This is a genomic window from Streptomyces sp. NPDC048290, from assembly GCF_040652095.1.
Lineage (GTDB): Bacteria > Actinomycetota > Actinomycetes > Streptomycetales > Streptomycetaceae > Streptomyces.
This window is the reverse complement of record NZ_JBEZLM010000012.1, coordinates 192,971-214,408: the sequence shown is the minus strand read 5'-3', so window position 1 is coordinate 214,408 and position 21,438 is coordinate 192,971. Positions and strand designations below refer to the sequence as shown.

The following is a 21,438-nucleotide window of genomic DNA, read 5'->3' as shown; positions in this document are numbered from 1 at the left end:
CTCCCAGCGCACCGCACCGGACGCGCGTGCGAAGTCGCGGGCCGCGGAGGCTTACGAAGCAACCGATCGGCCTCTACTCTGTCCCTGCCCGCTGGTTACTCGCGAGTTAAACAACAGCGCGTGGGTAGGAACAGGCGAGCGAGTGATACCAGCCGCCCCGGAGGACGTCGTGACCGACACACAGACCTTGATCGAGAACCGACCGCCGTCTGTCGCGGGCCTCTTCCTGGAACGGGTCTCGGCCACGCCGGACGCCGAGGCGTACCGCCACCCGGTTCCCGCCCCCTCCGGTCAGGGTCCGGACGAGTGGAAGTCGCTGACCTGGGCGCAGACCGCCGAGCGGGTGTACGCCATCGCGGCGGGGCTGATCGAGCTGGGGATCGAGCCGGAGCAGCGGGTCGCGCTGGCCGCCGCCACCCGGATCGAGTGGATCCTCGCCGACCTCGGCATCATGTGCGCGGGCGCCGCCACCACGACCGTCTATCCGCAGACCAACGCCGAAGAATCGGCGTACATCCTGGCCGACTCCGGCAGCCGGGTGCTGATCGCGGAGAACGCCGAGCAGGTCGCCAAGGCGGTCGAGAAGCGGGCCGAGCTGCCCGAGCTGACCCATGTCGTGGTGATCGACGCGGCGGGCGTGGAGACCGGTGACTGGGTGCTCACCCTCGCCGAGCTGGAGGCGCGCGGCGCCGCCCGGCTGGAGAAGGACCCCGACCTGGTGAAGCAGCGGGTCGGCGCGATCACCAGGGACCAGTTGGCCACCCTCATCTACACCTCCGGCACCACCGGCCGCCCCAAGGGGGTCCGGCTGCCGCACGACAACTGGTCGTACATGGCGAAGGCCATCGCCGCGACCGGGCTGGTCTACAAGGACGACGTGCAGTACCTGTGGCTGCCGCTGGCGCATGTCTTCGGCAAGGTGCTGACCTCGGGACACATCGAGGTCGGGCATGTCACCGCGGTCGACGGCCGGGTCGACAAGATCATCGAGAATCTGCCGGTCGTACGGCCGACGTACATGGCCGCCGTACCGCGGATCTTCGAGAAGGTCTACAACGGGGTCGCCGCGAAGGCCCGCGCGGGCGGTCCCGCCAAGTACAAGATCTTCCAGTGGGCGGCCGGGGTCGCCCGTGAGTACGCCAAGGTCTCCCAGGACAACTTCCGGCGCACCGGCTCGGCGAGCGTGCCGTTCGGGCTCGGCGCCAAGCACAAGGTCGCCGACACGCTGGTGTACGCCAAGCTGCGGGACGCCTTCGGTGGGCGGCTGCGGGCGTGTGTCTCCGGGTCGGTCGCGCTCGCGCCCGAGATCGGGTTCTTCTTCGCCGGTGCCGGTATCCACATCCTGGAGGGCTACGGGCTGACCGAGTCCTCCGCCGCGTCCTTCGTGAACCCCGGTGAGGCGTACCGCACCGGCACGGTCGGCAAGCCGCTGCCCGGTACGGAGGTCAGGATCGCGGAGGACGGCGAGATCCTGCTGCGCAGCCCGGGGATCATGGAGGGCTACCACGGGCTGCCGGAGAAGACGGCCGAGGTGCTGGAGCCGGACGGCTGGTTCCACACCGGGGACATCGGGGAGCTGTCGCCCGACGGCTATCTGCGGATCACCGACCGCAAGAAGGACCTCTTCAAGACGTCCGGCGGCAAGTACATCGCGCCCACCGAGATCGAGGGCGCGTTCAAGTCGGTGTGCCCGTACGTCTCCAACATCCTGGTGCACGGCGCCGACCGGAACTACTGCACCGCCCTGATCGCCCTCGACGAGGTCGCGCTGATGCAGTGGGCCAAGGAGAACGGGCTGGAGGGGCGGACGTACGCGGAGGTCGTGGCCGCGCCCGCCACGGTGGCGATGGTCGAGGGATACGTCCAGCAGCTCAACGCCGGGCTCCAGCGCTGGCAGACGATCAAGAAGTTCCGGCTGCTGCCCCGGGATCTGGACGTGGAGCACGGGGAGATCACCCCGAGCCTGAAGCTGAAGCGGCCGGTGGTGGAGCGGGAGTACCGGCATCTGCTGGAGGAGATGTACGAGGGCGCGCGCGAGAAGTGATGCCGGGGGGCTCCCCTATGCCCGGCGCCCCTGGGGACGCCCCCTGTGCCCGGCCTCGCAGGGCGGGGCTCCTCCCGTGCCGGGCGTCCTGGGGACGCTCCCTGTGCCCGGCGTCGCAGGGCGGGGCCCCTCCCGTGCCCGGCGCGTCCCAGCGCGGGGCTCCTCCTGTGCCCGGCGTCCCCCGGACGCCCCCTATGCCCGGCGTCCCCCGGACGCCCCCTATGCCCGGCGTCCCGGCGCGGAGCACCGCGCCTGTGCCCGGCATAGTGGACGCCCCCCCGCGCCCGGCCTCCCAGGGGGCTCCCTGCGTGGAAGTCGCGCCCGGCGTCCTGGGCCGCCCGGCGTTTGTAGCCGCCCGCCATCGCTGAAAGCCCCCACGCTCCCGAATCCCGCGCCACCGTCCCGCCCCGCGCCCCCTCCGTCGACGCGGGACCCGGCATGGGGCACGGACTTGAGCGGAGGACGTCGCTTCGGCGCCAGAATCCGCCCGCTTCTGTACACCCGCATGGCCCGTAACTCACTCATGGCGGCCCACTTCGGTAACTCGGTGCTTATGACCCCTGTCGGTCTGTCACCCTGTCGGCATCGATCGCGGGGATTCGTCCGAGCTGTTCGGGGAGCTGCCCATGGGGGCCATTCCGGCGCAACGGGAGAGCGTGGGGCCGGGGAGCGGAGGATGCGGGGAGACGCCCGCGTCGTTCGGTCCGTCCATGCCGCCTCTTCACCACACCGCTTCCCCACCCGACCCCGTCCCTTCCCCCCTGCCCGCCGCCCCGCAGGACGTCTGCCTGCGCGCCAGCCTCTGCGGCGGCCCCCTCGCCCCCGGCGCCGCCCGCGGGCTGGTGCGGGCCGCGCTCACCGAGTGGGGCGGGCGGGAGCTGCGCGGCGGCGGTCCGCGCCAGGTCGACGACACCCTCGCCGTGGTGAGCGAACTGGTCACCAACGCGGTCATCCACGCCGGCACCGACATCGAGCTGGCCTGCCGCCTCGACACCGTCACCGGCGATCTGTACGTCGAGGTCAGCGACCAGCACCCGTCCCGTGCCCTGCGCGAGGGACCCGCCGACGACACGCCCGAGTACGGCCGTGGGCTGCGCATGGTCGCCGCCCTCTCTCTGGAGTGGGGCGTCACCTACCGCCGCGGGGGCAAGACCGTATGGGCCCGCCTCCCCGCCGAGGAGATCGAGCCGTCCGACGATCCGCGCGGTCCCGGTCTCGCCGTGCTTCTCGCGCCCGAACCGCGCCGGGGCGACGGCGACCGGGACTGGCTGGGCCGGGGCGCGCTGACCTTCCTGGCCGAGGCGTCCGACCTGCTCGCCGGACAGCTCGACGAGGATCTCGTGGCGGCGCTCACCGGACAGCTCCTGGTGCCGCGGCTCGCCGACTGGTGCGCGATCTGGCTGGAGGACGAGGCCATGGGCCGCGGCTGGGGCGGCGACACCGCGCCCGGCGCCCGGCTCGCCCGGGTCTGGCACGGCAGCGAGGAACGGATCGAGGAACTCCGCCGGGCCCTGGAGAAAGAGCCCCCGCTCGGCGGCACCGGTGCCCTGGCGGGCGCTCTGCCGGGCGGCCCGGAGCCCTACCCCTGGCCCGGCCAGAGCCTCGGCGAGCCCGGCGTCCAGGGCACCCAGGGCACGGCCCTGGCGTACCCGCTGGTCGCGGCGGGCCGACCGCTCGGCACGCTGGTCATCGGTCGGTGCGGCACTCCCCGCTTCCCCGAGGAGGTCGTCGGACTGGTTGAGGACCTCGGCCGCCGGGTCGCGCTCGCCATCGGCGCCGCCCGGCAGTACGCGCGACAGGCCACCATCAGCGCCGTACTCCAGCGCGGACTGCTGCCCGGCGCGGTCGCCGAGATCCCCGGGGTACGCAGCGCCCTGGTCTACGAGCCGTGTGACAAGGGCGGCCCGAGCGGTGACTTCTACGACCTCTTCCCGGCCGGTGACGGCCGCTGGTGCTTCGCCGTCGGCGACGTCCAGGGCAAGGGGCCGGAGGCGGCCGTCGTCATCGGACTCGCCCGGCCCTGGCTGCGGCTGCTGGCCCGCGAGGGCTACCGCGTCGCCGATGTCCTGGACCGGCTCAACCAGCTCCTGCTGGACGACGCCACCGAGGCCGCCGACGCCGCGGCCCGCGCCCTCGCCGGTCCGGTCGCCCCCTTCGACGGCCCGCAGACCCGCTTCCTGTCCCTCCTGTACGGCGAGCTGACCCCGTTCGACGGCGGTGTCCGCTGCACCCTCGCCTCCGCCGGGCATCCGCTGCCGCTGCTGCTCGGCCCCGACGGCTCCGTCCGTACCGCCGCCGTGCCGCAGACGCTGCTCGGGGTCGTGGAGGACGAGACGTACACCAGCGAGACCTTCGCGCTGCGGCCCGGGGACACCCTGCTGTGCGTCACCGACGGGGTGACCGAGCGGCGCAGCGGCTCACGCCAGTTCGACGACGGCGACGGACTGGCGACGGCGCTGTCCGGCTGCGCCGGGCTGAGCGCGGAGCTGATCGCCGAGCGCATCCGCCGCCTGGTCCACGACTTCGGCGGCGGCCTCCCGGAGGACGACCTCGCCCTCCTGGTCCTCCAGGCGGAATGACGCCCCCGGACATGGGGCCCGCCCCATGTGGCGGGCCCCTGGGGGCGTGCCCTGCCGTGCCCAGGGGCCGGACATAGGAGCTGTGCTCGGGCGCCCCCCACGGGAGCCGTGCTCAGGGGCGCCCCCACAGGAGCCATGCTTCAGGGGCGTCCCCACAGGAGCCGTGCTTCAGGGGCGCCCCCCACAGGAGCCCCCTCCACAACGGCGCACCACCGCCCCACCCGCATGCGGGACAATGAGAGACATGCCCTCCGCACTTCCCGACGGCGACCCCGTCCCCGCCGACGGCTCGCTGCCCGCGTCCGCGCTCGCCGGGGCCGCGGACCGCCCCCTCGGCTTCTACCTCCACGTCCCGTACTGCGCGACCCGCTGCGGCTACTGCGACTTCAACACCTACACGGCGACCGAGCTGCGCGGCAGCGGCGGCGTCCTGGCCTCCCGGGACAACTACGCCGACACCCTGACCGACGAGATCCGCCTCGCCCGCAAGGTCCTCGGCGACGACCCCCGCGAGGTCTCCACGGTCTTCGTCGGCGGCGGTACGCCGACCCTGCTGGCCGCCGACGACCTGGTGCGGATGCTGGCGGCGATCCGGGACGAGTTCGGGCTTGCCGCGGACGCCGAGGTGACGACCGAGGCGAACCCCGAGTCGGTGGACCCGGCGTATCTGGCGGCGCTCCGCGCGGGCGGCTTCAACCGGGTCTCCTTCGGCATGCAGAGCGCCCGGCGGCACGTCCTGAAGGTCTTGGACCGCACCCATACCCCCGGCCGCCCCGAGGCGTGTGTGACGGAGGCCCGCGCAGCCGGTTTCGACCATGTCAACCTGGACCTGATCTACGGCACCCCGGGCGAGTCGGACGACGACTGGAGGGCGTCCCTGGAGGCGGCCCTGGGCGCCGGTCCCGACCACATCAGCGCGTACGCCCTGATCGTCGAGGAGGGCACCCAGCTGGCCCGCCGGATACGCCGGGGCGAGGTCCCGATGACCGACGACGACGTCCACGCGGACCGCTATCTGATCGCCGACTCCGTCCTCGCTGCGGCCGGTTTCGACTGGTACGAGGTGTCCAACTGGGCCACCTCCCAGGAGGCCCGCTGTCTGCACAACGAGCTGTACTGGCGCGGCGCCGACTGGTGGGGCGCCGGCCCCGGAGCCCACTCGCACGTGGGCGGGGTGCGCTGGTGGAACGTCAAGCACCCGGGCGCCTACGCGGGCGCCCTCGCCCAGGGAAGGTCCCCAGGGGCGGGCCGCGAGATCCTCTCCGACGAGGACCGGCGGGTGGAGCGGGTCCTGCTGGAGCTGCGGCTGAGCGAGGGCGTACCGCTGGCGCTGCTGCGGCAGGACGGGCTCACCGCCGCGCGGCGCGCCCTCGCGGACGGTCTGCTGGCCGCGGGCCCGTACGACGAGGGGCGGGCGGTGCTGACCCTGCGGGGGCGGCTGCTGGCGGACGCGGTGGTCAGGGATCTGGTGGACTGATCACCCGGGAGGGTGAATGCGTGCGGAACGGGGGTTCGGTGCCTAACCTGATCCCTAGGCTGCCGCGGGACAGTACGCGGCGAATGTGGAGGCCACGGAGATGACCGCTGTGGACGAGCGCGGAGTCGCAGAGTTCTTCGAGGGTTTTGAGCCGCCCGACGGACTCAAGGTGGAGCTTCTGCGGGGGGAAATCGTCATGATGGCCAGCCCTGATCTGGTGCACAACCTGATCGTGCTGCTCGCCGAGCGGCAGATCCCGCTGGATCGCTGGTATCCCCTCCAGACGCAGGATGTCGACGTCCTCGACGAGGCGAGTGAGCCGGTGCCGGACCTGGTGGTCGTCGCGCGGGACGTCCTGCCCAGCTCCGGCCGTCTCCTGCCGTGCCCGCTCATCACCATGGCCGTCGAGGTGGTCTCGAAGACCAGCGTCCACCGGGACTACGCCCTCAAACGATCGATCTACGCGGCGGGCGGGGTCCCGGCGTATCTGATCCTCGATCCGATCATGGCGCAGTGCGTCCTGCTCACGAAGCCGGACGGCAAGGGTGAGGAAGCCGACTACCGGGCCCAGCATGTGGCGAAGTTCGGCGAGGCGCTCCCGCTCGACATCCTGGGTGTCGAGCTGGACACCACCGAGTTCGGGACATATCCCAACGTCAGGCCTCACCGCTATCCGTGACGAAATCGATCAGCTCCTCCACCCGCCCCAGCAGCTCCGGCTCCAGATCCCGGTAGGACCCCACCCGCCCCAGGATCGCCTGCCACACCGCCCCCGTGTTCTCGGACGGCCAGCCCAGTGCCCGGCACACGCCCGTCTTCCAGTCCTGTCCGCGCGGGACGCGCGGCCAGCCGTCGATGCCGAGGGCCGACGGCTTCACCGCCTCCCAGATGTCGATGTAGGGATGGCCCACGACCAGGGCGTGTTCGCTGGTGACCGCCTGGGCGATCCGCCACTCCTTCGTGCCGGGCAGCAGATGGTCCACCAGGACCCCGAGCCGGGCGTCGGGGCCGGGATCGAACGCCGCGACGATCGACGGCAGGTCGTCGACCCCCTCCAGGTACTCCACGACCACGCCCTCGACCCGCAGATCGTCGCCCCACACCTTCTCGACCAGCTCCGCGTCGTGCCGGCCCTCCACATAGATCCGGCCCGCGCGGGCGACCCGGGCGCGGGCCCCGGGCACGGCGACCGAACCGGACGCGGTACGGGCGGGCCGCGCGGGAGCCGCGCCGGACGGGCGGACGAGGGTGACCACCCGGCCCTCCAGCAGGAAGCCGCGCGGCTCCAGCGGGAAGACCCGGTGCTTGCCGAAGCGGTCCTCCAGGGTGACCGTGCCCGCCTCGCAGCGGATCACCGCGCCGCAGAAACCGGTGCCGGGCTCCTCCACCACGAGACCGGGCTCCGCCGGGACCTCGGGGACGGGCTTGGGCTTCTTCCACTCAGGGGTCAGATCCGCGGAGTACTGGCGCATTCGGATGACGATAGGAGAAGCCGGGACCCGGTCAGGCCGACACGCCGAAACGGGCCGCCAGGGCGTCCCTCTGGTCCCGTACGAACGCCGCGCCGACCACCGCTCCGTGACCGGGCACATACAGGGCGTCCTCGCCGCCCAGCGCCAGGAGCCGGTCCAGGGCGCCCGGCCAGCGCGGGGGCACCGCGTCCGGGCCCGCCTGCGGAGCGCCGGACTCCTCGACCAGGTCGCCGCAGAACACCACCGCCGGGTCGCCCGGGACCAGCACGGCGAGATCGTGCGCGGTGTGCCCGGGACCGGCGTGCACCAGCAGCGCCCGCACGCCCCCGCCCAGGTCGAGGGCCAGCTCCCCGGTGACGGAACGGCCGGGCGCCGTCAGCGACCGCGCCGCCTCGGCGGCGTCCGCCTCCGGCAGCCCATGGCGCACCGCGTCCGCGCGCAGCTCCGCACGCGCCCCGGGGCCGGTCAGCGCCGCCGCCATGCCCGCCGCGCCGAACACCTCCGCACCGCCGAACGCCGCCATGCCGAAGACATGGTCGAAGTGCGGGTGGGTGAGGACGAGATGGGTCACCGGACGGCCCGCCAGGGCCCGCGCCCGCTCCGCCAGGAACGCGCCCTCGCGCGGGCTCGCCCCCGCGTCGATCAGCAGGGCCGCGTCGGCGCCGTACACCAGTCCCGCCGTGCAGTCCCAGCCGGGCAGCCGGCAGCGGCCGGCACCGGGCCGTAGCCGCTCCCAGCCCAGCTCTTCCCAAGTGACCGTCATACGGCGACGCTAGCCGTACGGGCCGTGGCCCGGCCAACGCGTCGCGTGGTCCATGGGCCCGACCTGACCGGTCTTGCCCGTGCCGCACCCCTCGGCCGTACACTGGGCCGGGCAGGGCTGGCACTCGGTGCTGCCGAGTGCCAGGCAGAGTGCGGGACACAGGAGAGCGCCGGGGACGGCGACGGGCGGGACGACGGCTGCGGGAGGTGTGCGCGGATGCTCAGTGAACGACGGCTCCAGGTACTGCGCGCCATCGTCCAGGACTACGTCGGCACCGAGGAGCCGGTCGGCTCCAAGGCGCTCACCGAGCGGCACAACCTCGGGGTCTCCCCGGCCACCGTGCGCAACGACATGGCGGCGCTGGAGGACGAGGGCTTCATCGCGCAGCCGCACACCTCCGCCGGGCGCATCCCGACGGACAAGGGCTACCGGCTGTTCGTCGACAAGCTCGCCGAGGTCAAGCCGATGTCCGGGGCGGAGCGGCGGGCCATCCAGAGCTTCCTGGACGGCGCGGTCGACCTGGACGACGTGGTGGGGCGCACGGTACGGCTGCTCGCCCAGCTCACCCGGCAGGTCGCCGTCGTGCAGTACCCCTCGCTGACCCGGTCCACCGTCCGTCATGTCGAGCTGCTGGCGCTGGCGCCCGCGCGCGTGATGCTGGTGCTGATCACCGACACCGGGCGGGTCGAGCAGCGGATGGTGGACTGTCCGGCGCCGTTCGGCGAGGCGTCGCTGGCCGATCTGCGGGCCCGGCTCAACAGCCGGGTGGCCGGGCGCCGCTTCGCCGATGTGCCGACCCTCGTCCAGGATCTGCCGGAGAGCTTCGAAGCCGAGGACCGGGGTACGGTCCAGACGGTACTCTCCACACTCCTGGAGACGCTGGTCGAGCAGACCGAGGAGCGCCTGATGATCGGCGGCACGGCCAATCTCACCCGCTTCGGACATGATTTCCCCCTCACCATCCGGCCCGTCCTGGAGGCGCTGGAGGAGCAGGTCGTGCTCCTCAAGTTGCTGGGCGAGGGCATGGATTCGGGCATGACCGTGCGGATCGGTCATGAGAACGCCCATGAGGGACTCAACTCCACCTCCGTCGTGTCGGTGGGCTACGGTTCGGGCGGCGAGGCGGTTGCCAAGCTCGGCGTGGTCGGACCGACCCGCATGGATTACCCGGGAACGATGGGAGCGGTACGCGCAGTGGCACGGTACGTCGGACAGATCCTGGCGGAGTCGTAAGTGGCCACGGACTACTACGCCGTTCTCGGCGTGCGCCGCGACGCGTCGCAGGAAGAGATCAAGAAGGCGTTCCGGCGGCTCGCACGCGAGCTGCACCCGGACGTCAACCCCGATCCGAAGACCCAGGAGCGGTTCAAGGAGATCAACGCCGCTTACGAGGTGCTCTCGGACCCGCAGAAGAAGCAGGTCTACGACCTCGGCGGCGACCCCCTCTCGCAGGCGGGCGCCGGTGCGGGCGCGGGCTTCGGCGCGGGCGGCTTCGGGAACTTCTCGGACATCATGGACGCGTTCTTCGGCACGGCGTCGCAGCGCGGTCCGCGCTCGCGCACCCGCCGCGGCCAGGACGCCATGATCCGGATCGAGATCGAGCTGGACGAGGCCGCGTTCGGCACGACCAAGGACATCCAGGTCGACACCGCGATCGTCTGCTCCACCTGCAACGGCGAGGGCGCCGCCCCCGGCACCACCGCGCAGACCTGTGACATGTGCCGCGGCCGGGGCGAGGTCTCCCAGGTCACCCGGTCCTTCCTGGGCCAGGTCATGACCTCCCGCCCCTGCCCCCAGTGCCAGGGCTTCGGCACGGTCGTCCCGACCCCGTGCCCCGAGTGCGCCGGTGACGGCCGGGTCCGCTCCCGCCGCACGCTCACCGTGAAGATCCCGGCCGGTGTCGACAACGGCACGCGTATCCAGCTCGCCGGGGAGGGCGAGGTCGGCCCCGGCGGCGGCCCCGCCGGTGACCTCTACGTCGAGATCCATGAGCTGCCGCACGCGGTGTTCCAGCGCCGCGGCGACGATCTGCACTGCACGGTCACCATCCCCATGACGGCCGCGTCCCTCGGCACCAAGGTGCCGCTGGAGACCCTCGACGGCATGGAGGAGGTCGACATCCGGCCGGGCACCCAGTCCGGCCAGTCGATCCCGCTGCACGGCCGGGGCGTGACCCATCTGCGCGGCGGCGGACGTGGCGACCTCATCGTCCATGTCGAGGTGCAGACCCCGACCAAGCTCGACCCCGAGCAGGAGCGGCTGCTGCGGGAGCTGTCCAAGCTGCGCGGCGAGGAGCGGCCCACGGGGCAGTTCCAGCCGGGCCAGCAGGGGCTGTTCTCCCGGCTCAAGGACGCCTTCAACGGACGCTGAACCGGCCGGGGGCGGGGCCCGGCCTTTGTCCGTATCCGTCCCCATGCCGCTGGACTATGCCAGGCGCCGCCCGGATTCGGACTTGTACCCGGGACGTGACACCATGCGGTCATGTCCACCGCGCTGACCGATCTCTTTCCGCACCCGATCGTGCAGGCCCCCATGGCGGGCGGCGTCTCCGTGCCGCACCTGGCGCTCGCCGTGTCCGAGGCCGGCGGGCTCGGGTTCCTCGCCGCGGGCTACAAGACGGCCGACGGCATGTACCAGGAGATCAAGCAACTGCGGGGGCTCACCACCAAGCCCTTCGGCGTCAACCTCTTCATGCCGCAGCCCGACACCGCCGACCCGGCCGCCGTCGACGTCTACGCCCACCAACTGGCCGGTGAGGCCGCCTGGTACGAGGCGGAGCTGGGCGACCCCGAGAGCGGACGCGACGACGGCTACGACGCCAAACTCGCCGTCCTCCTCGACAACCCGGTCCCCGTGGTCTCCTTCCACTTCGGCGTGCCCGCCCCCGAGGTGCTGGAGTCGCTGCGCCGGGCGGGCACCCTCACCCTGGTCACCGCCACCACCCCCGAGGAGGCGCTCGCCGTGCAGCGGGCCGGGGCGGACGGCGTGATCGCCCAGGGCGTGGAGGCGGGCGGCCACCAGGGCACTCACCGGGACCTGGCGGAGAACGACGGCTCCGGGCTCGGACTGCTCTCCCTGGTCGCCCAGATCCGCGAGGCCGTCGCCCTGCCGATCGTCGCCGCGGGCGGCATCATGCGCGGCTCCCAGATCGCCGCCGTGCTCGCCGCCGGGGCGCAGGCCGCCCAGCTCGGCACCGCCTTCCTCATCACCCCCGAGTCCGGCGCCAACGCCCTGCACAAGCGGGCCCTGACCGACCCGCTGTACGGCCGCACCCTGCTCACCCGTGCCTTCACCGGCCGCCCCGCCCGCAGCCTCGTCAACCGCTTCCTGCGCGAACACGGCCCCTACGCGCCCTCCGCGTACCCCGAGATCAACCACCTCACCGCCCCGCTGCGCAAGGCCGCCGCCAAGGCCGGGGACGCCCAGGGCATGGCCCTGTGGGCCGGACAGGGCCACCGCATGGCCCGTGAGATGCCCGCCGCCCAGCTGATCGAGGTGCTGGTCGCCGAACTCGCCGCGACCGGCGTGCCGTCCTGCGTCGGAGGCGGTGCCGGATGACCGCTCCCGTCTTCGTCGTCGACCACTTCGACGCGGGGGACGGCGGCCGGTACGTCGTGGACGGCGCCGAGGGCCGGCACGCGGTGTCCGTGAAGCGGCTGCGGCCCGGCGAGGACGTGATCCTCACCGACGGCGCCGGGCGCTGGGCGGACTGCACGGTCACCGGCACCGAGGGCAAGGACCGGCTGATCGTCCACATGAGCACCGTCTCCGAGGACCCCGCCCCCGACCCCCGCGTCACCGTCGTCCAGGCGCTGCCCAAGGGCGACCGGGGCGAGGTCGCCGTCGAGACCATGACCGAGGTCGGCGTCGACGCGATCGTGCCCTGGGCCGCCGCCCGCTGTGTCACCCAGTGGAAGGGCGAGCGGGGGGCCAAGGCCCTGGCCAAGTGGCGCAACACCGCCCGTGAGGCGGGCAAGCAGTCCCGCCGCACCCGCTTCCCCGAGATCCCCGGCCTGCACACCGGCAAGGAGGTCGCCGCGCTGCTCGCCGACGCCGACTTCGCCGCCGTGCTCCACGAGAGCGGCGAGGACCCCCTCGCCGCCGCCGAACTGCCCTCCACCGGCACGATCGTCCTCGTCGTCGGCCCCGAGGGCGGGGTGTCCCCCGAGGAGCTCGCGCTGTTCGCGACGGCCGGAGCCCGGCCCCATGTGCTCGGCCCGACCGTGCTGCGCACCTCGACCGCGGGCACCGCCGCGGCGGCGCTGCTGCTGGGGCGCACCGGACGCTGGTCGTCCTGACGCCCCGAGCGGGCGTCATGCGTGACCGGTCCGGAAGGGGCGCGGCGCCATCTAGGCGGCCGTTGCTGGAAGGGGCCCGTATGTGGCCATTCCTGGGGGCGTATGCGGCCGTTTCCGGGGGTGTTCGTGTGCGAGCGGTCCCGGAGGGGGGACGTACGCGTCCTCCGGAAGGGGGTCGTATGTGGCCGGTCCCGGAAGGGGGGCGATCGCGGCCGTTCCCGGAACGGGCTCCGTATGTGGCCCTTCCCGAAGGGGGCTCTATGTCGCCGCCCCCGGCAGGGACTTGGCCGTACCGCGCGGAACGGCTTCAGGCGCACTACCGCGCCGGGCCCCGGAGTGGCAGGCTGCCGTCCATGGGGGCAGCACAGCGGACGCTACGGCAGACGGCACGACGGTCGGCACGGGCCCTTCGGTTACGGGCCTTTCCTGTACGGGACCTTCCTGTACGGACCCTTCCCGTACGGACCGGGCCCCTGGGGCGGCGCTCCAGGGCCCGCCGCACCGCCGGGATCGCGCTGGCCGTGCTTCTCGGGGCGGGCACCATGGTGGCCTGCGAACCGGGGACCACCCTCTCCACCGCCACCATCACCTACACCACCGACCAACTCGTCACCCAGGAGCTGGAGCGGCGCAAGGTGGAGGTGCGCTGGCTCAGCTGCACCGCCGACTTCGGCGACCGCGCCACCCCCAGCCCGTCCGCCAGTGAGAGCACCGTCGCCGACGTCGACTGCCAGGGCCAGACCAACGACGGCAAGGACATCACCGTGACCGGCAAGGTCACCCGGGCCGTCAACGGGGCCTGTGTCCGGGGCGACCTCACCGCGAAGATCGACGGCAAGCAGCGGTTCCAGGTCACCGGTCTCGGCGACTGCGACGCCACCACGGCGCCGCCCCTCGCCCCGCCGGGCGGCGGCGCCGGACCCACCACCACGGTGACCGTGACCCGGACCGTCTACTGCCAGAACGACCCCCAGTGCTGGCCCGAGGGCAAATGAGCCGCCCCCCGGGAGCCCACCCGCGCGGTCCGCGCCAAGGCGGCGCCCAGTGATCCCAAACCCCTGTGCGGATGCGCCGGGCCTGCATAGGGTGATCGGGTGATTCAGTCCCCAGTGCCTGCCTACCTCCGGTTTCCGCATGTCCAGGGCGAGTTGGTCGCCTTCGTCGCCGAGGACGACGTCTGGATCGCCCCGCTGGAGGGCGGGCGGGCCTGGCGGGTCAGCGCCGACAACATGCCCGCGACCATGCCGCGGATCTCGCCCGACGGCACCACCGTCGCCTGGACCTCCACCCGCGACGGCGCCCCCGAGGTGCACTGCGCCCCCGTCGACGGCGGCCCCTCACGGCGGCTGACCTACTGGGGCAGCGCCAAGACGCAGGTCCGCGGCTGGACCCCCGACGGCCGGATCCTCGCCCTCTCCACCCACGGCCAGGCCAGCCTGCGCCGCACCTGGGCCCGCGCGGTCCCGCTCGACGGCGGCCCCGCCGACACCCTCCCGTACGGCCCTGTCGGCGATGTCGCCCACGGCCCCGCCGCCACCGTGCTGCTGTCCGCCCCGATGGGCCGCGAGGCCGCCTGGTGGAAGCGCTACCGGGGCGGTACGGCGGGCAAGCTGTGGATCGACTGCGACGGCGACGGCGAGTTCGTCCGCCTCCACGCGGAGCTGGACGGCAACCTGGAGTGCCCGGTGTGGACGGGCGAGCGGATCGCCTTCCTCTCCGACCACGAGGGCACCGGAGCCCTGTACTCGTCCCTCGCCGACGGCTCCGGGCTGCGCCGCCACACCCCCCTGGACGGCTTCTACGCCCGCCAGGCGGCCGGTGACGGCACCCGCGTGGTGTACGCGTCGGCGGGCGAGCTGTGGCTGTTCGACGGCCTCGACGGCCTCGACGGCGAGCCGCGCCGCTTGGACGTACGCCTCGGCGGACAGAGCGTCGACCGCCAGCCGCACCCCGTGAACGCCGTCCGATGGTTCGGCGCCGCCTCGCCCGACCACACCGCGCGCGGCAGCGCCGTCGCCGTGCGTGGCGCCGTCCACTGGGTCACCCACCGCGCGGGACCGGCCCGCGCGCTGGCCGCCGAACCCGGGGTCCGCGCCCGGCTGCCCCGCGCCTTCCGCGCCGACGGCGAGGAATGGGTGGTGTGGGTGACCGACGCCGAGGGCGAGGACGCCCTCGAATTCGCCCCCGCCACCGGCACCGCCCCCGGCGCCACCCCGCGCCGGATCGGCACCGGGCGCCTCGGGCGGGTCCTGGAGCTGGCCATGGCACCCGACGGCAGCCGCGCCGCCGTCGCCGCGCACGACGGACGGCTGCTGCTGGTCGAACGGGACAGCGGCGAGATCCGCGAGATCGACCGCAGCGCCGACGGCGAGGTGAGCGACCTCGCCTTCTCGCCCGACTCCGGCTGGCTGGCCTGGTCCCACCCCGGCCCCCCGCCGCTCGCCCAGCTCCGCCTCGCCAGCACCGCCGACCTCACCGTCACCGAGGCGACCCCGCTGCGGTTCCAGGACTACGCGCCCGCCTTCACCCCCGACGGCAGGCACCTTGCCTTCCTCTCCAACCGCGCCTTCGACCCCGTCTACGACGAACACGTCTTCGACCTGGCCTTCGTCGTCGGCGACCGCCCCCACCTCATCACCCTCGCCGCGACCACCCCGTCGCCCTTCGGGCCGCAGCGCCATGGACGGCCCTTCGACGCGCCGGACAAGGACGAGACCCCCGACGGCGAGGGCACCCCGGCCACCCGGATCGACCTGGACGGCCTCGCCGACCGGATCGTCCCCTTCCCCGTCGAGGCCGGGCGCTACTCCAACCTGCGGACCGCCAAGGACGGCGTGCTGTGGCTGCGCCACCCCGTACAGGGCGTCCTCGGCGCCTCCCGGGCCACCCCCGACGACCCCGACCCCAAGACCGAGCTGGAGCGCTACGACCTCCTCCAGCAGCGCCTCGAACACCTCGCCGCCGACGCCGACCACTTCGAGGTCAGCGGCGACGGCAAACGGGTCCTGCTGTGGACGGACGGCCGCCTCAAGGTCGTCCCCAGCGACCGGCGCGCCTCCGGCGACGACGACAGCGACAGCAACATCACGGTCGACCTGGGCCGCATCCGCCAGCAGACCGACCCCGGCGCCGAGTGGCGGCAGATGTACGAGGAGACCGGCCGGGTCATGCGGGACCACTTCTGGCGGCCCGACATGAACGGCGTCGACTGGAGCGCCGTCCTCGACCGCTACCGCCCGCTCGTCGACCGGGTCGCCACCCACGACGACCTGGTCGACCTCCTCTGGGAGGTGCAGGGCGAACTGGGCACGTCCCATGCGTACGTCGTCCCGCGCGGCGGTGGAGGAGGCTCCGCGCGGCAGGGGCTGCTCGGCGCGGACCTCTCCCGGCACGAGGACGGCACCTGGCGGGTCGACCGCGTCCTGCCGTCCGAGACGTCCGACCCCGACGCCCGCTCCCCGCTGGCCGCGCCCGGCGTGGCCGTGCGCCCCGGCGACGCGATCGTGGCGATCGGCGGCCGGCCGGTGGACCAGGTGACCGGTCCCGGGCCGCTGCTGGTGGGCACGGCGGGCACCCCGGTCGAGCTGACGGTCGCCCCGGCGGACGGCGGGGACCCGCGTCATACGGTCGTCGTTCCCGTCGCCGACGAGGAACCGCTGCGCTACCACGCCTGGGTGGCCGACCGGCGGGCGTACGTCCATGAACGGTCCGGCGGGCGGCTGGGCTACCTCCATGTGCCCGACATGCAGGCGCCGGGCTGGGCCCAGATCCACCGCGACCTGCGGGTCGAGGTCGCCCGGGAGGGGCTCGTCGTGGACGTCCGGGAGAACCGGGGCGGCCACACCTCCCAGCTCGTCGTGGAGAAGCTCGCCCGGCGGATCGTCGGGTGGGCCGTGCCGCGCGGGCTGCGGCCGTACAGCTACCCGAGGGACGCTCCGCGCGGGCCCGTCGTCGCCGTCGCCAACGAGTTCTCCGGGTCCGACGGCGACATCGTGAACGCGGCGATACGGGCGCTCGGGATCGGCCCCGTGGTGGGGACCCGTACGTGGGGCGGGGTCATCGGCATCGACAGCCGCTACCGCCTGGTCGACGGGACGCTGATCACCCAGCCGAAGTACGCGTTCTGGCTGGAGGGCTACGAGTGGGGCGTGGAGAACCACGGCGTCGACCCCGACGTGGAGATCCTGCAACGCCCCCAGGACTGGGCGGCGTCCAGAGACCCCCAACTCGACGAGGCGATCCGCCTGGCCCTGGACGCCCTGACGACCCAACCGGCAAAGGTCCCGCCCTCAACTCCGTGACAACCACGTCCAGCTGCGCGCCCGGCCACGACGCACGCTCGCTGAACCACGAACCATGACTGCCACGCACCTCAGGGGCGCGGGGAACTGCGCGATCGGCCACAACGCACCCGCACCACACCACACACCCAAGCCCCCCACCCCCACCCACCACGACGATACGATGCAGGCCGTATTCCGCCCGACCCCCGGAGGGACCATGGCAGGGGAGCCCCAGGACGACTGTCTGTTCTGCAAGATCGTCGCGGGCCAGATCCCGGCGACGATCATCCGCGAGACGGCCACCACCGTCGCCTTCCGGGACATCAGCCCCCAGGCACCCACCCACGTCCTGGTCATCCCCAAGGCGCACTACGCGAACGCCGCCGACCTCGCCGCCGCCGAACCCCAGACCGCCGCGGACATCCTCAGCGAGGCCCGGCAGGTCGCCGACCAGGATCAGTTGGAGAGCCACCGCGTCGTCTTCAACACCGGCACCGGCGCGGGCCAGACCGTCTTCCACGCGCACGCCCACGTCCTCGGCGGTCGCGGTATGCAGTGGCCCCCCGGATAGCGCCCGGTGTCCGTCCGTGAACTGGTGGTGCTCGGCACCGCCAGCCAGGTGCCGACCCGCCACCGCAATCACAACGGCTACGTCCTGCGCTGGGACGGCGAGGGCATCCTCTTCGACCCCGGCGAGGGCACCCAGCGCCAGATGCTGCGCGCCGCCGTCGCCGCGCACGACCTGAACCGGATCTGCGTCACCCACTTCCACGGCGACCACAGCCTCGGTCTCGCCGGAGTGATCCAGCGCATCAACCTCGACCGCGTCCCGCACCCCGTCACCGCGCACTTCCCCCGCTCCGGACAGCGCTACTTCGACCGGCTCCGGCACGCCACCGCCTACCGCGAGACCGTGACCCTCACCGAGGCACCGGTCGACCACGACGGCGACCTCGCGGTGACCCCCGCGTACACCCTCAGCGCCCACCGCCTCTCCCACCCGGTGGAGTCGTACGGCTACCGACTGGTCGAGCCCGACGGGCGCCGGATGCTGCCCGAACGGCTCGCCGCGCACGGCGTCACCGGCCCCGACATCGGCCGTATCCAGCGCGAGGGCGCCCTCGGCGGGGTCCGGCTCGACCAGGTCAGCGAGGTGCGGCGGGGACAGCGGTTCGCGTTCGTCATGGACACCCGGCTGTGCGACGGCGTGTACACGCTCGCCGAGGGCTGCGATCTGCTCGTCATCGAGTCGACGTTCCTGGACGAGGACGAGCGGCTCGCCGTGGAGCACGGCCATCTGACCGCGGGCCAGGCCGCCCGGGTGGCCCGCGACAGCGGCGTACGGCATCTCGTGCTCACCCACTTCAGCCAGCGCTACGGCGACCCCGAGGAGTTCGAGCGGCAGGCGCGGGACGCCGGGTTCACGGGCGGCCTGACCGTCGCCCACGACCTCCAGCGCGTCCCGCTGCCCAAACGCCGCTGAGGACAGGACAGGCGGCCCTAGGCGGAGTCGCCCGGCGCCCCCGTCGACCCCGGCGACCCCGCCGTGCCGTACGCCCGCTGGGAGCTGGGTACCGGTGGGCTGTCCACGGCGATCTCCAGCACCTCGACGGCCTCCGGGGCGCGCGAGCGTCCGGTGCGCAGGGCGACCGCCGTCATGGGGACCGCCATCAGCAGCAGCCCGGCCGCCAGGACCAGCCCCATCACCGGGAACCCGGCCCACGCCGACAGCACACTGCCCACCAGCGGCCCCGCCGCCGTACCCATGGAGGCCGCCGACCCGACCAGCACGGCCCACCGGCCCCGCGCGTCGAGCGAGGCGGCCAGGCCGATGACGTACGACAGGACGACCGGGTAGACGGCGTTCCAGGCGATCTCGCCGCAGGCGAAGGCGGCCAGGTCGGTCGCGGCGGCGCTGACCGCTATGCAGACCGCGATCAGCGCGGTGCCCGCCCCTATCGGTACGGCCAGCCCGAGCCGCGGCCCCAGGGCACCGGCCCCTATGACGCCGACCAGCCCGGCGCCCAGCGCGAGCGCGAACACCACCCCGACGGTCGCCTCGTCCAGCCGCGCCTGTGCGGTGCCGATCCGGCCGCTGACCCCCCACAGGGAGTTCTGCGCCATCGACCAGAACGGCATCGCGGCGGCCAGCAGCAACCCGAGACGCCGATGGGGGAGCGGCTCGCGCGGGGCCCGCTCAGCGGCGGCGGCCTCGGGCGCGTCCGCGATCACGGACATACGGACCCGGTCCGGGAGGCGGCCGGTGAGCGGCCACACCGCCGACGCGCTGAGCGCTATGGCGGCGAACGGCAGCCCATGTCCGGGACCCAGGTGCGGGACCGTCAGATACACGGCACCCGCGAGCCCGGACACCGACAGCAGCCCGAGCGTGGTGGTCCGGTGCGGTACGGGCTGGGCGGCGATCCCGGTGGCGGCGACCGCCGTCGCCGTACCCGAGCCGACGCCGCCGAGCACCGCGCCGAGGACGACGGCCGGGACGGAGGCGGTCAGCGCGGCCCCACCGTAGCCGAACGCGGCGAGCGCCAGCCCCGCGCGGGCGAGGGAACGGGCGCCGAGCCGCTCGACCCGGGAGGCGAGCACGAACCCCGCCGACGCCGAACTCAGCAGCAACGCGCTGCCTATGGCACCGGCCTGGGTGGCGGAGACGGCGAGCCGGGCATCGAGTCGGCCGACGATGGTGGGGAGCAGATAGGGGGCGAGATACCCGGCCGTGAACAGGGCGACGAGGGGCCGGGGCGGGGTGGTGCGGGGGGCGGACACGGGCGTTCCAAGGCATGCGAAAGGAGCGGCACAGGAGGGGGATCGGGCGTCGACCGTCCATGGACAGGAACGCGCGGGCAATTTGTATCAACCGGGGGCAGTGCGACGGGAGGGCCGAATGTGTGATCTGAGCGACATTCTGTTTGGGGAGGGTGTGTCCGGGTATTCACGCGCGCTCCCGTACCCTCCCGTGCCCCCGCCGTACCCCCTCCCGTGCGCCGGGCGCCGCCTCCCGGCCGCCCGCTCCCCGCCGACCGCCATGGCCCACCGCGGCCCCACCGCGCCCCGGACCCGCAGGTCACGGCCCGTTGTCAGTGCGGTGGTGCACACTGACCAGATCCGCACCACGTCAGGGAGCGCCTGTGAACGCCGCCTCCAACGCCATCGCCCGAAAGGCGCCGCCGCACTGCCAGGTCGACCCCCTGGCCGCACTCCGCAGACCCGACGACCCGCCCTGGGACGTGTACCTCACCGGCACCGTCTTCCTGGACATCATCTTCACCGGCCTCGACTCCGCCCCCGTCCGGGGCACCGAGTCCTGGGCGCGCGGCATGGGCTCCAGCCCCGGCGGCGTCGCCAACATGGCCACCGCACTGGCCCGCCTCGGCCTGCGCACCTCCCTGGCCGCCGCCTTCGGCGACGACCACTACGGGGAGTACTGCTGGGACGCCCTGGAGACCGGCGAGGGCATCGACCTCACCCCCTCCCGCTCGGTCCCCGGCTGGCACTCCCCGGTCACCGTCTCCATGGCCTACGACGACGAGCGCACGATGGTCTCGCACGGCCATGAACCACCCCCCGAGGAACCCGCCCCCGACTGCCCGCCGTACGCCCGCGCCGCCGTCGCCTCCCTCACCCCCGGCGTCCGCGCCCCCTGGATCGAACAGGCAGGCCGCAAGGGCACCCGGATCTTCGCCGACGTCGGCTGGGACGACACGGGCGCCTGGGACCTGGCCGGCCTCGCCGACCTGGAGTTCTGCGAGGCGTTCCTGCCCAACGCCCAGGAGGCGATGCGCTACACCGGCACCGACTGCCCCCGCCGCGCCGCCCACGCCCTGGCCCGGCACGTCCCGCTGGCCGTGGTCACCCTCGGCGCGGAGGGCGCCTACGCGGTGGACGGCGGCACCGGGGAGGCCGCCGAGGTGCCCGCCATCGCCGTGGAGGCCCTGGACCCGACCGGCGCGGGGGACGTGTTCGTCGCCGGGTTCGTCACCGGTACCCTCGCCGACTGGCCGCTCGCCGACCGCCTCGCCTTCGCCGGGCTCACCGCCGCCCTGTCCGTCCAGGAGTTCGGCGGCTCGCTCTCCGCCCCCGGCTGGTCGGAGATCGGCGCCTGGTGGCGCACCGTGCAGTCGCTGCCGGGCCAGGACCCCACAGCCCTCAAGCGTTACGCCTTCCTGGACGGTCTGGTCCCCAGCGAGCGGGCCCGCCCCTGGCCACTGCGCCGCGCGGTCCCCACGATCGGTTTCGGCCGCTCGACATGACACCACCGCTGGACGGGACACCCAGCCCGTCATGACACCCCAGCCCGTCATGACACGGCCGCCCGTCATGACACCGCCGCTCGACGGGACACCCCCCCGCCCTGCCCTCACCCCCACCCCCACTCCCGCCCCGCTCGGGGGCGATGCCCGCCCGTCACCGAAAAGCCCTACGGCGATGTCAGCCCCCCGTCGTACCCTGGGAAACGCGAGGCCGCCCTCAGCCACGCGGCCGTATCAAGGAGGAAAAGCAGGCGATC

The 21,438-nt window shown here is 73.5% G+C and carries 16 protein-coding genes; 13 read left to right on the top strand and 3 right to left on the bottom strand.

Annotated features, from left to right (window positions below):
* Positions 1–169: 169 nt before the first annotated feature.
* The 4 genes from AB0D49_RS22380 (at position 170) to AB0D49_RS22365 (ending at position 6,779) form a co-directional block, all read left to right on the top strand.
* Positions 170–2,044 carry an AMP-dependent synthetase/ligase gene (locus AB0D49_RS22380; RefSeq protein ID WP_362759996.1) on the top strand — a complete coding sequence of 625 codons (1,875 nt, stop codon included), beginning with the start codon at positions 170–172 and terminating at the stop codon, positions 2,042–2,044.
* Positions 2,045–2,670: 626 nt separating this feature from the next.
* Entirely contained in the window at positions 2,671–4,623 is a 1,953-nt protein-coding gene (locus AB0D49_RS22375) for a SpoIIE family protein phosphatase (protein WP_362759993.1), read from the top strand.
* Positions 4,624–4,867: 244 nt separating this feature from the next.
* Positions 4,868–6,100 carry a radical SAM family heme chaperone HemW gene (gene hemW / locus AB0D49_RS22370; protein ID WP_362759990.1) on the top strand — a complete coding sequence of 411 codons (1,233 nt, stop codon included), beginning with the start codon at positions 4,868–4,870 and terminating at the stop codon, positions 6,098–6,100.
* Positions 6,101–6,200: 100 nt separating this feature from the next.
* A complete protein-coding gene (locus AB0D49_RS22365; protein WP_362759988.1) occupies positions 6,201–6,779 on the top strand; it encodes a Uma2 family endonuclease in 579 nt (192 codons plus the stop codon).
* Here the strand turns inward: AB0D49_RS22365 and AB0D49_RS22360 are convergent.
* Together AB0D49_RS22360 and AB0D49_RS22355 are read right to left on the bottom strand one after the other, a co-directional pair.
* Positions 6,757–7,572, bottom strand: coding sequence for a DUF3097 domain-containing protein (locus AB0D49_RS22360; protein ID WP_362759985.1), 816 nt, complete (start codon positions 7,570–7,572; stop codon positions 6,757–6,759). The two genes, AB0D49_RS22365 and AB0D49_RS22360, sit on opposite strands and share 23 nt — an antisense overlap.
* A gap of 31 nt (positions 7,573–7,603) precedes the next feature.
* Positions 7,604–8,335 carry an MBL fold metallo-hydrolase gene (locus tag AB0D49_RS22355; RefSeq protein WP_362759983.1) on the bottom strand — a complete coding sequence of 244 codons (732 nt, stop codon included), beginning with the start codon at positions 8,333–8,335 and terminating at the stop codon, positions 7,604–7,606.
* 216 nt (positions 8,336–8,551) lie between these two features.
* Here AB0D49_RS22355 and hrcA point away from each other — a divergent pair, with 216 nt between their 5' ends.
* The 8 genes from hrcA (at position 8,552) to AB0D49_RS22315 (ending at position 18,399) form a co-directional block, all read left to right on the top strand.
* Complete coding sequence (gene hrcA, locus AB0D49_RS22350; RefSeq protein ID WP_362759980.1) at positions 8,552–9,568, top strand: heat-inducible transcriptional repressor HrcA; 1,017 nt, start codon at positions 8,552–8,554, stop codon at positions 9,566–9,568.
* Entirely contained in the window at positions 9,569–10,705 is a 1,137-nt protein-coding gene (gene dnaJ, locus AB0D49_RS22345; RefSeq protein WP_362759977.1) for a molecular chaperone DnaJ, read from the top strand.
* Between the two features lie 111 nt (positions 10,706–10,816).
* Entirely contained in the window at positions 10,817–11,893 is a 1,077-nt protein-coding gene (locus tag AB0D49_RS22340; protein ID WP_362759975.1) for a nitronate monooxygenase, read from the top strand.
* On the top strand, positions 11,890–12,633 hold the full coding sequence (locus AB0D49_RS22335; RefSeq protein WP_362759972.1) for a 16S rRNA (uracil(1498)-N(3))-methyltransferase: 744 nt from the start codon (positions 11,890–11,892) through the stop codon (positions 12,631–12,633). The genes AB0D49_RS22340 and AB0D49_RS22335 overlap by 4 nt, the downstream gene beginning before the upstream one ends.
* 542 nt (positions 12,634–13,175) lie before the next feature.
* The gene (locus tag AB0D49_RS22330) at positions 13,176–13,628 is read left to right on the top strand and encodes a hypothetical protein (protein WP_362760190.1); all 453 of its coding nucleotides are present in this window, start codon (positions 13,176–13,178) and stop codon (positions 13,626–13,628) included.
* A 99-nt stretch (positions 13,629–13,727) separates the two neighbouring features.
* Positions 13,728–16,934, top strand: a complete 3,207-nt coding sequence (locus AB0D49_RS22325; protein ID WP_362759969.1) for a S41 family peptidase — start codon at positions 13,728–13,730, stop codon at positions 16,932–16,934.
* Between the two features lie 199 nt (positions 16,935–17,133).
* Positions 17,134–17,487 carry an HIT domain-containing protein gene (locus AB0D49_RS22320; RefSeq protein ID WP_362759966.1) on the top strand — a complete coding sequence of 118 codons (354 nt, stop codon included), beginning with the start codon at positions 17,134–17,136 and terminating at the stop codon, positions 17,485–17,487.
* 6 nt (positions 17,488–17,493) lie between these two features.
* On the top strand, positions 17,494–18,399 hold the full coding sequence (locus AB0D49_RS22315) for a ribonuclease Z (RefSeq protein ID WP_362759963.1): 906 nt from the start codon (positions 17,494–17,496) through the stop codon (positions 18,397–18,399).
* Between the two features lie 17 nt (positions 18,400–18,416).
* On the opposite strand, the gene AB0D49_RS22310 is transcribed toward AB0D49_RS22315, so the two are convergent.
* The gene (locus AB0D49_RS22310) at positions 18,417–19,697 is read right to left on the bottom strand and encodes an MFS transporter (RefSeq protein ID WP_362759960.1); all 1,281 of its coding nucleotides are present in this window, start codon (positions 19,695–19,697) and stop codon (positions 18,417–18,419) included.
* A gap of 362 nt (positions 19,698–20,059) precedes the next feature.
* Here AB0D49_RS22310 and AB0D49_RS22305 point away from each other — a divergent pair, with 362 nt between their 5' ends.
* On the top strand, positions 20,060–21,181 hold the full coding sequence (locus tag AB0D49_RS22305) for a PfkB family carbohydrate kinase (protein WP_362759957.1): 1,122 nt from the start codon (positions 20,060–20,062) through the stop codon (positions 21,179–21,181).
* Positions 21,182–21,438: the final 257 nt, after the last annotated feature.

Coding starts and splice junctions, on each gene's coding strand:
- hrcA (WP_362759980.1), top strand. CDS start 8,552: ATGCTCAGTGAACGACGGCTCCAGGTACTGCGCGCCATCGTCCAGGAC.
- AB0D49_RS22320 (WP_362759966.1), top strand. CDS start 17,134: ATGGCAGGGGAGCCCCAGGACGACTGTCTGTTCTGCAAGATCGTCGCG.
- AB0D49_RS22360 (WP_362759985.1), bottom strand. CDS start 7,572: ATGCGCCAGTACTCCGCGGATCTGACCCCTGAGTGGAAGAAGCCCAAG.
- AB0D49_RS22335 (WP_362759972.1), top strand. CDS start 11,890: ATGACCGCTCCCGTCTTCGTCGTCGACCACTTCGACGCGGGGGACGGC.
- AB0D49_RS22375 (WP_362759993.1), top strand. CDS start 2,671: ATGGGGGCCATTCCGGCGCAACGGGAGAGCGTGGGGCCGGGGAGCGGA.
- AB0D49_RS22330 (WP_362760190.1), top strand. CDS start 13,176: ATGGTGGCCTGCGAACCGGGGACCACCCTCTCCACCGCCACCATCACC.
- AB0D49_RS22340 (WP_362759975.1), top strand. CDS start 10,817: ATGTCCACCGCGCTGACCGATCTCTTTCCGCACCCGATCGTGCAGGCC.
- hemW (WP_362759990.1), top strand. CDS start 4,868: ATGCCCTCCGCACTTCCCGACGGCGACCCCGTCCCCGCCGACGGCTCG.
- AB0D49_RS22365 (WP_362759988.1), top strand. CDS start 6,201: ATGACCGCTGTGGACGAGCGCGGAGTCGCAGAGTTCTTCGAGGGTTTT.
- AB0D49_RS22355 (WP_362759983.1), bottom strand. CDS start 8,335: ATGACGGTCACTTGGGAAGAGCTGGGCTGGGAGCGGCTACGGCCCGGT.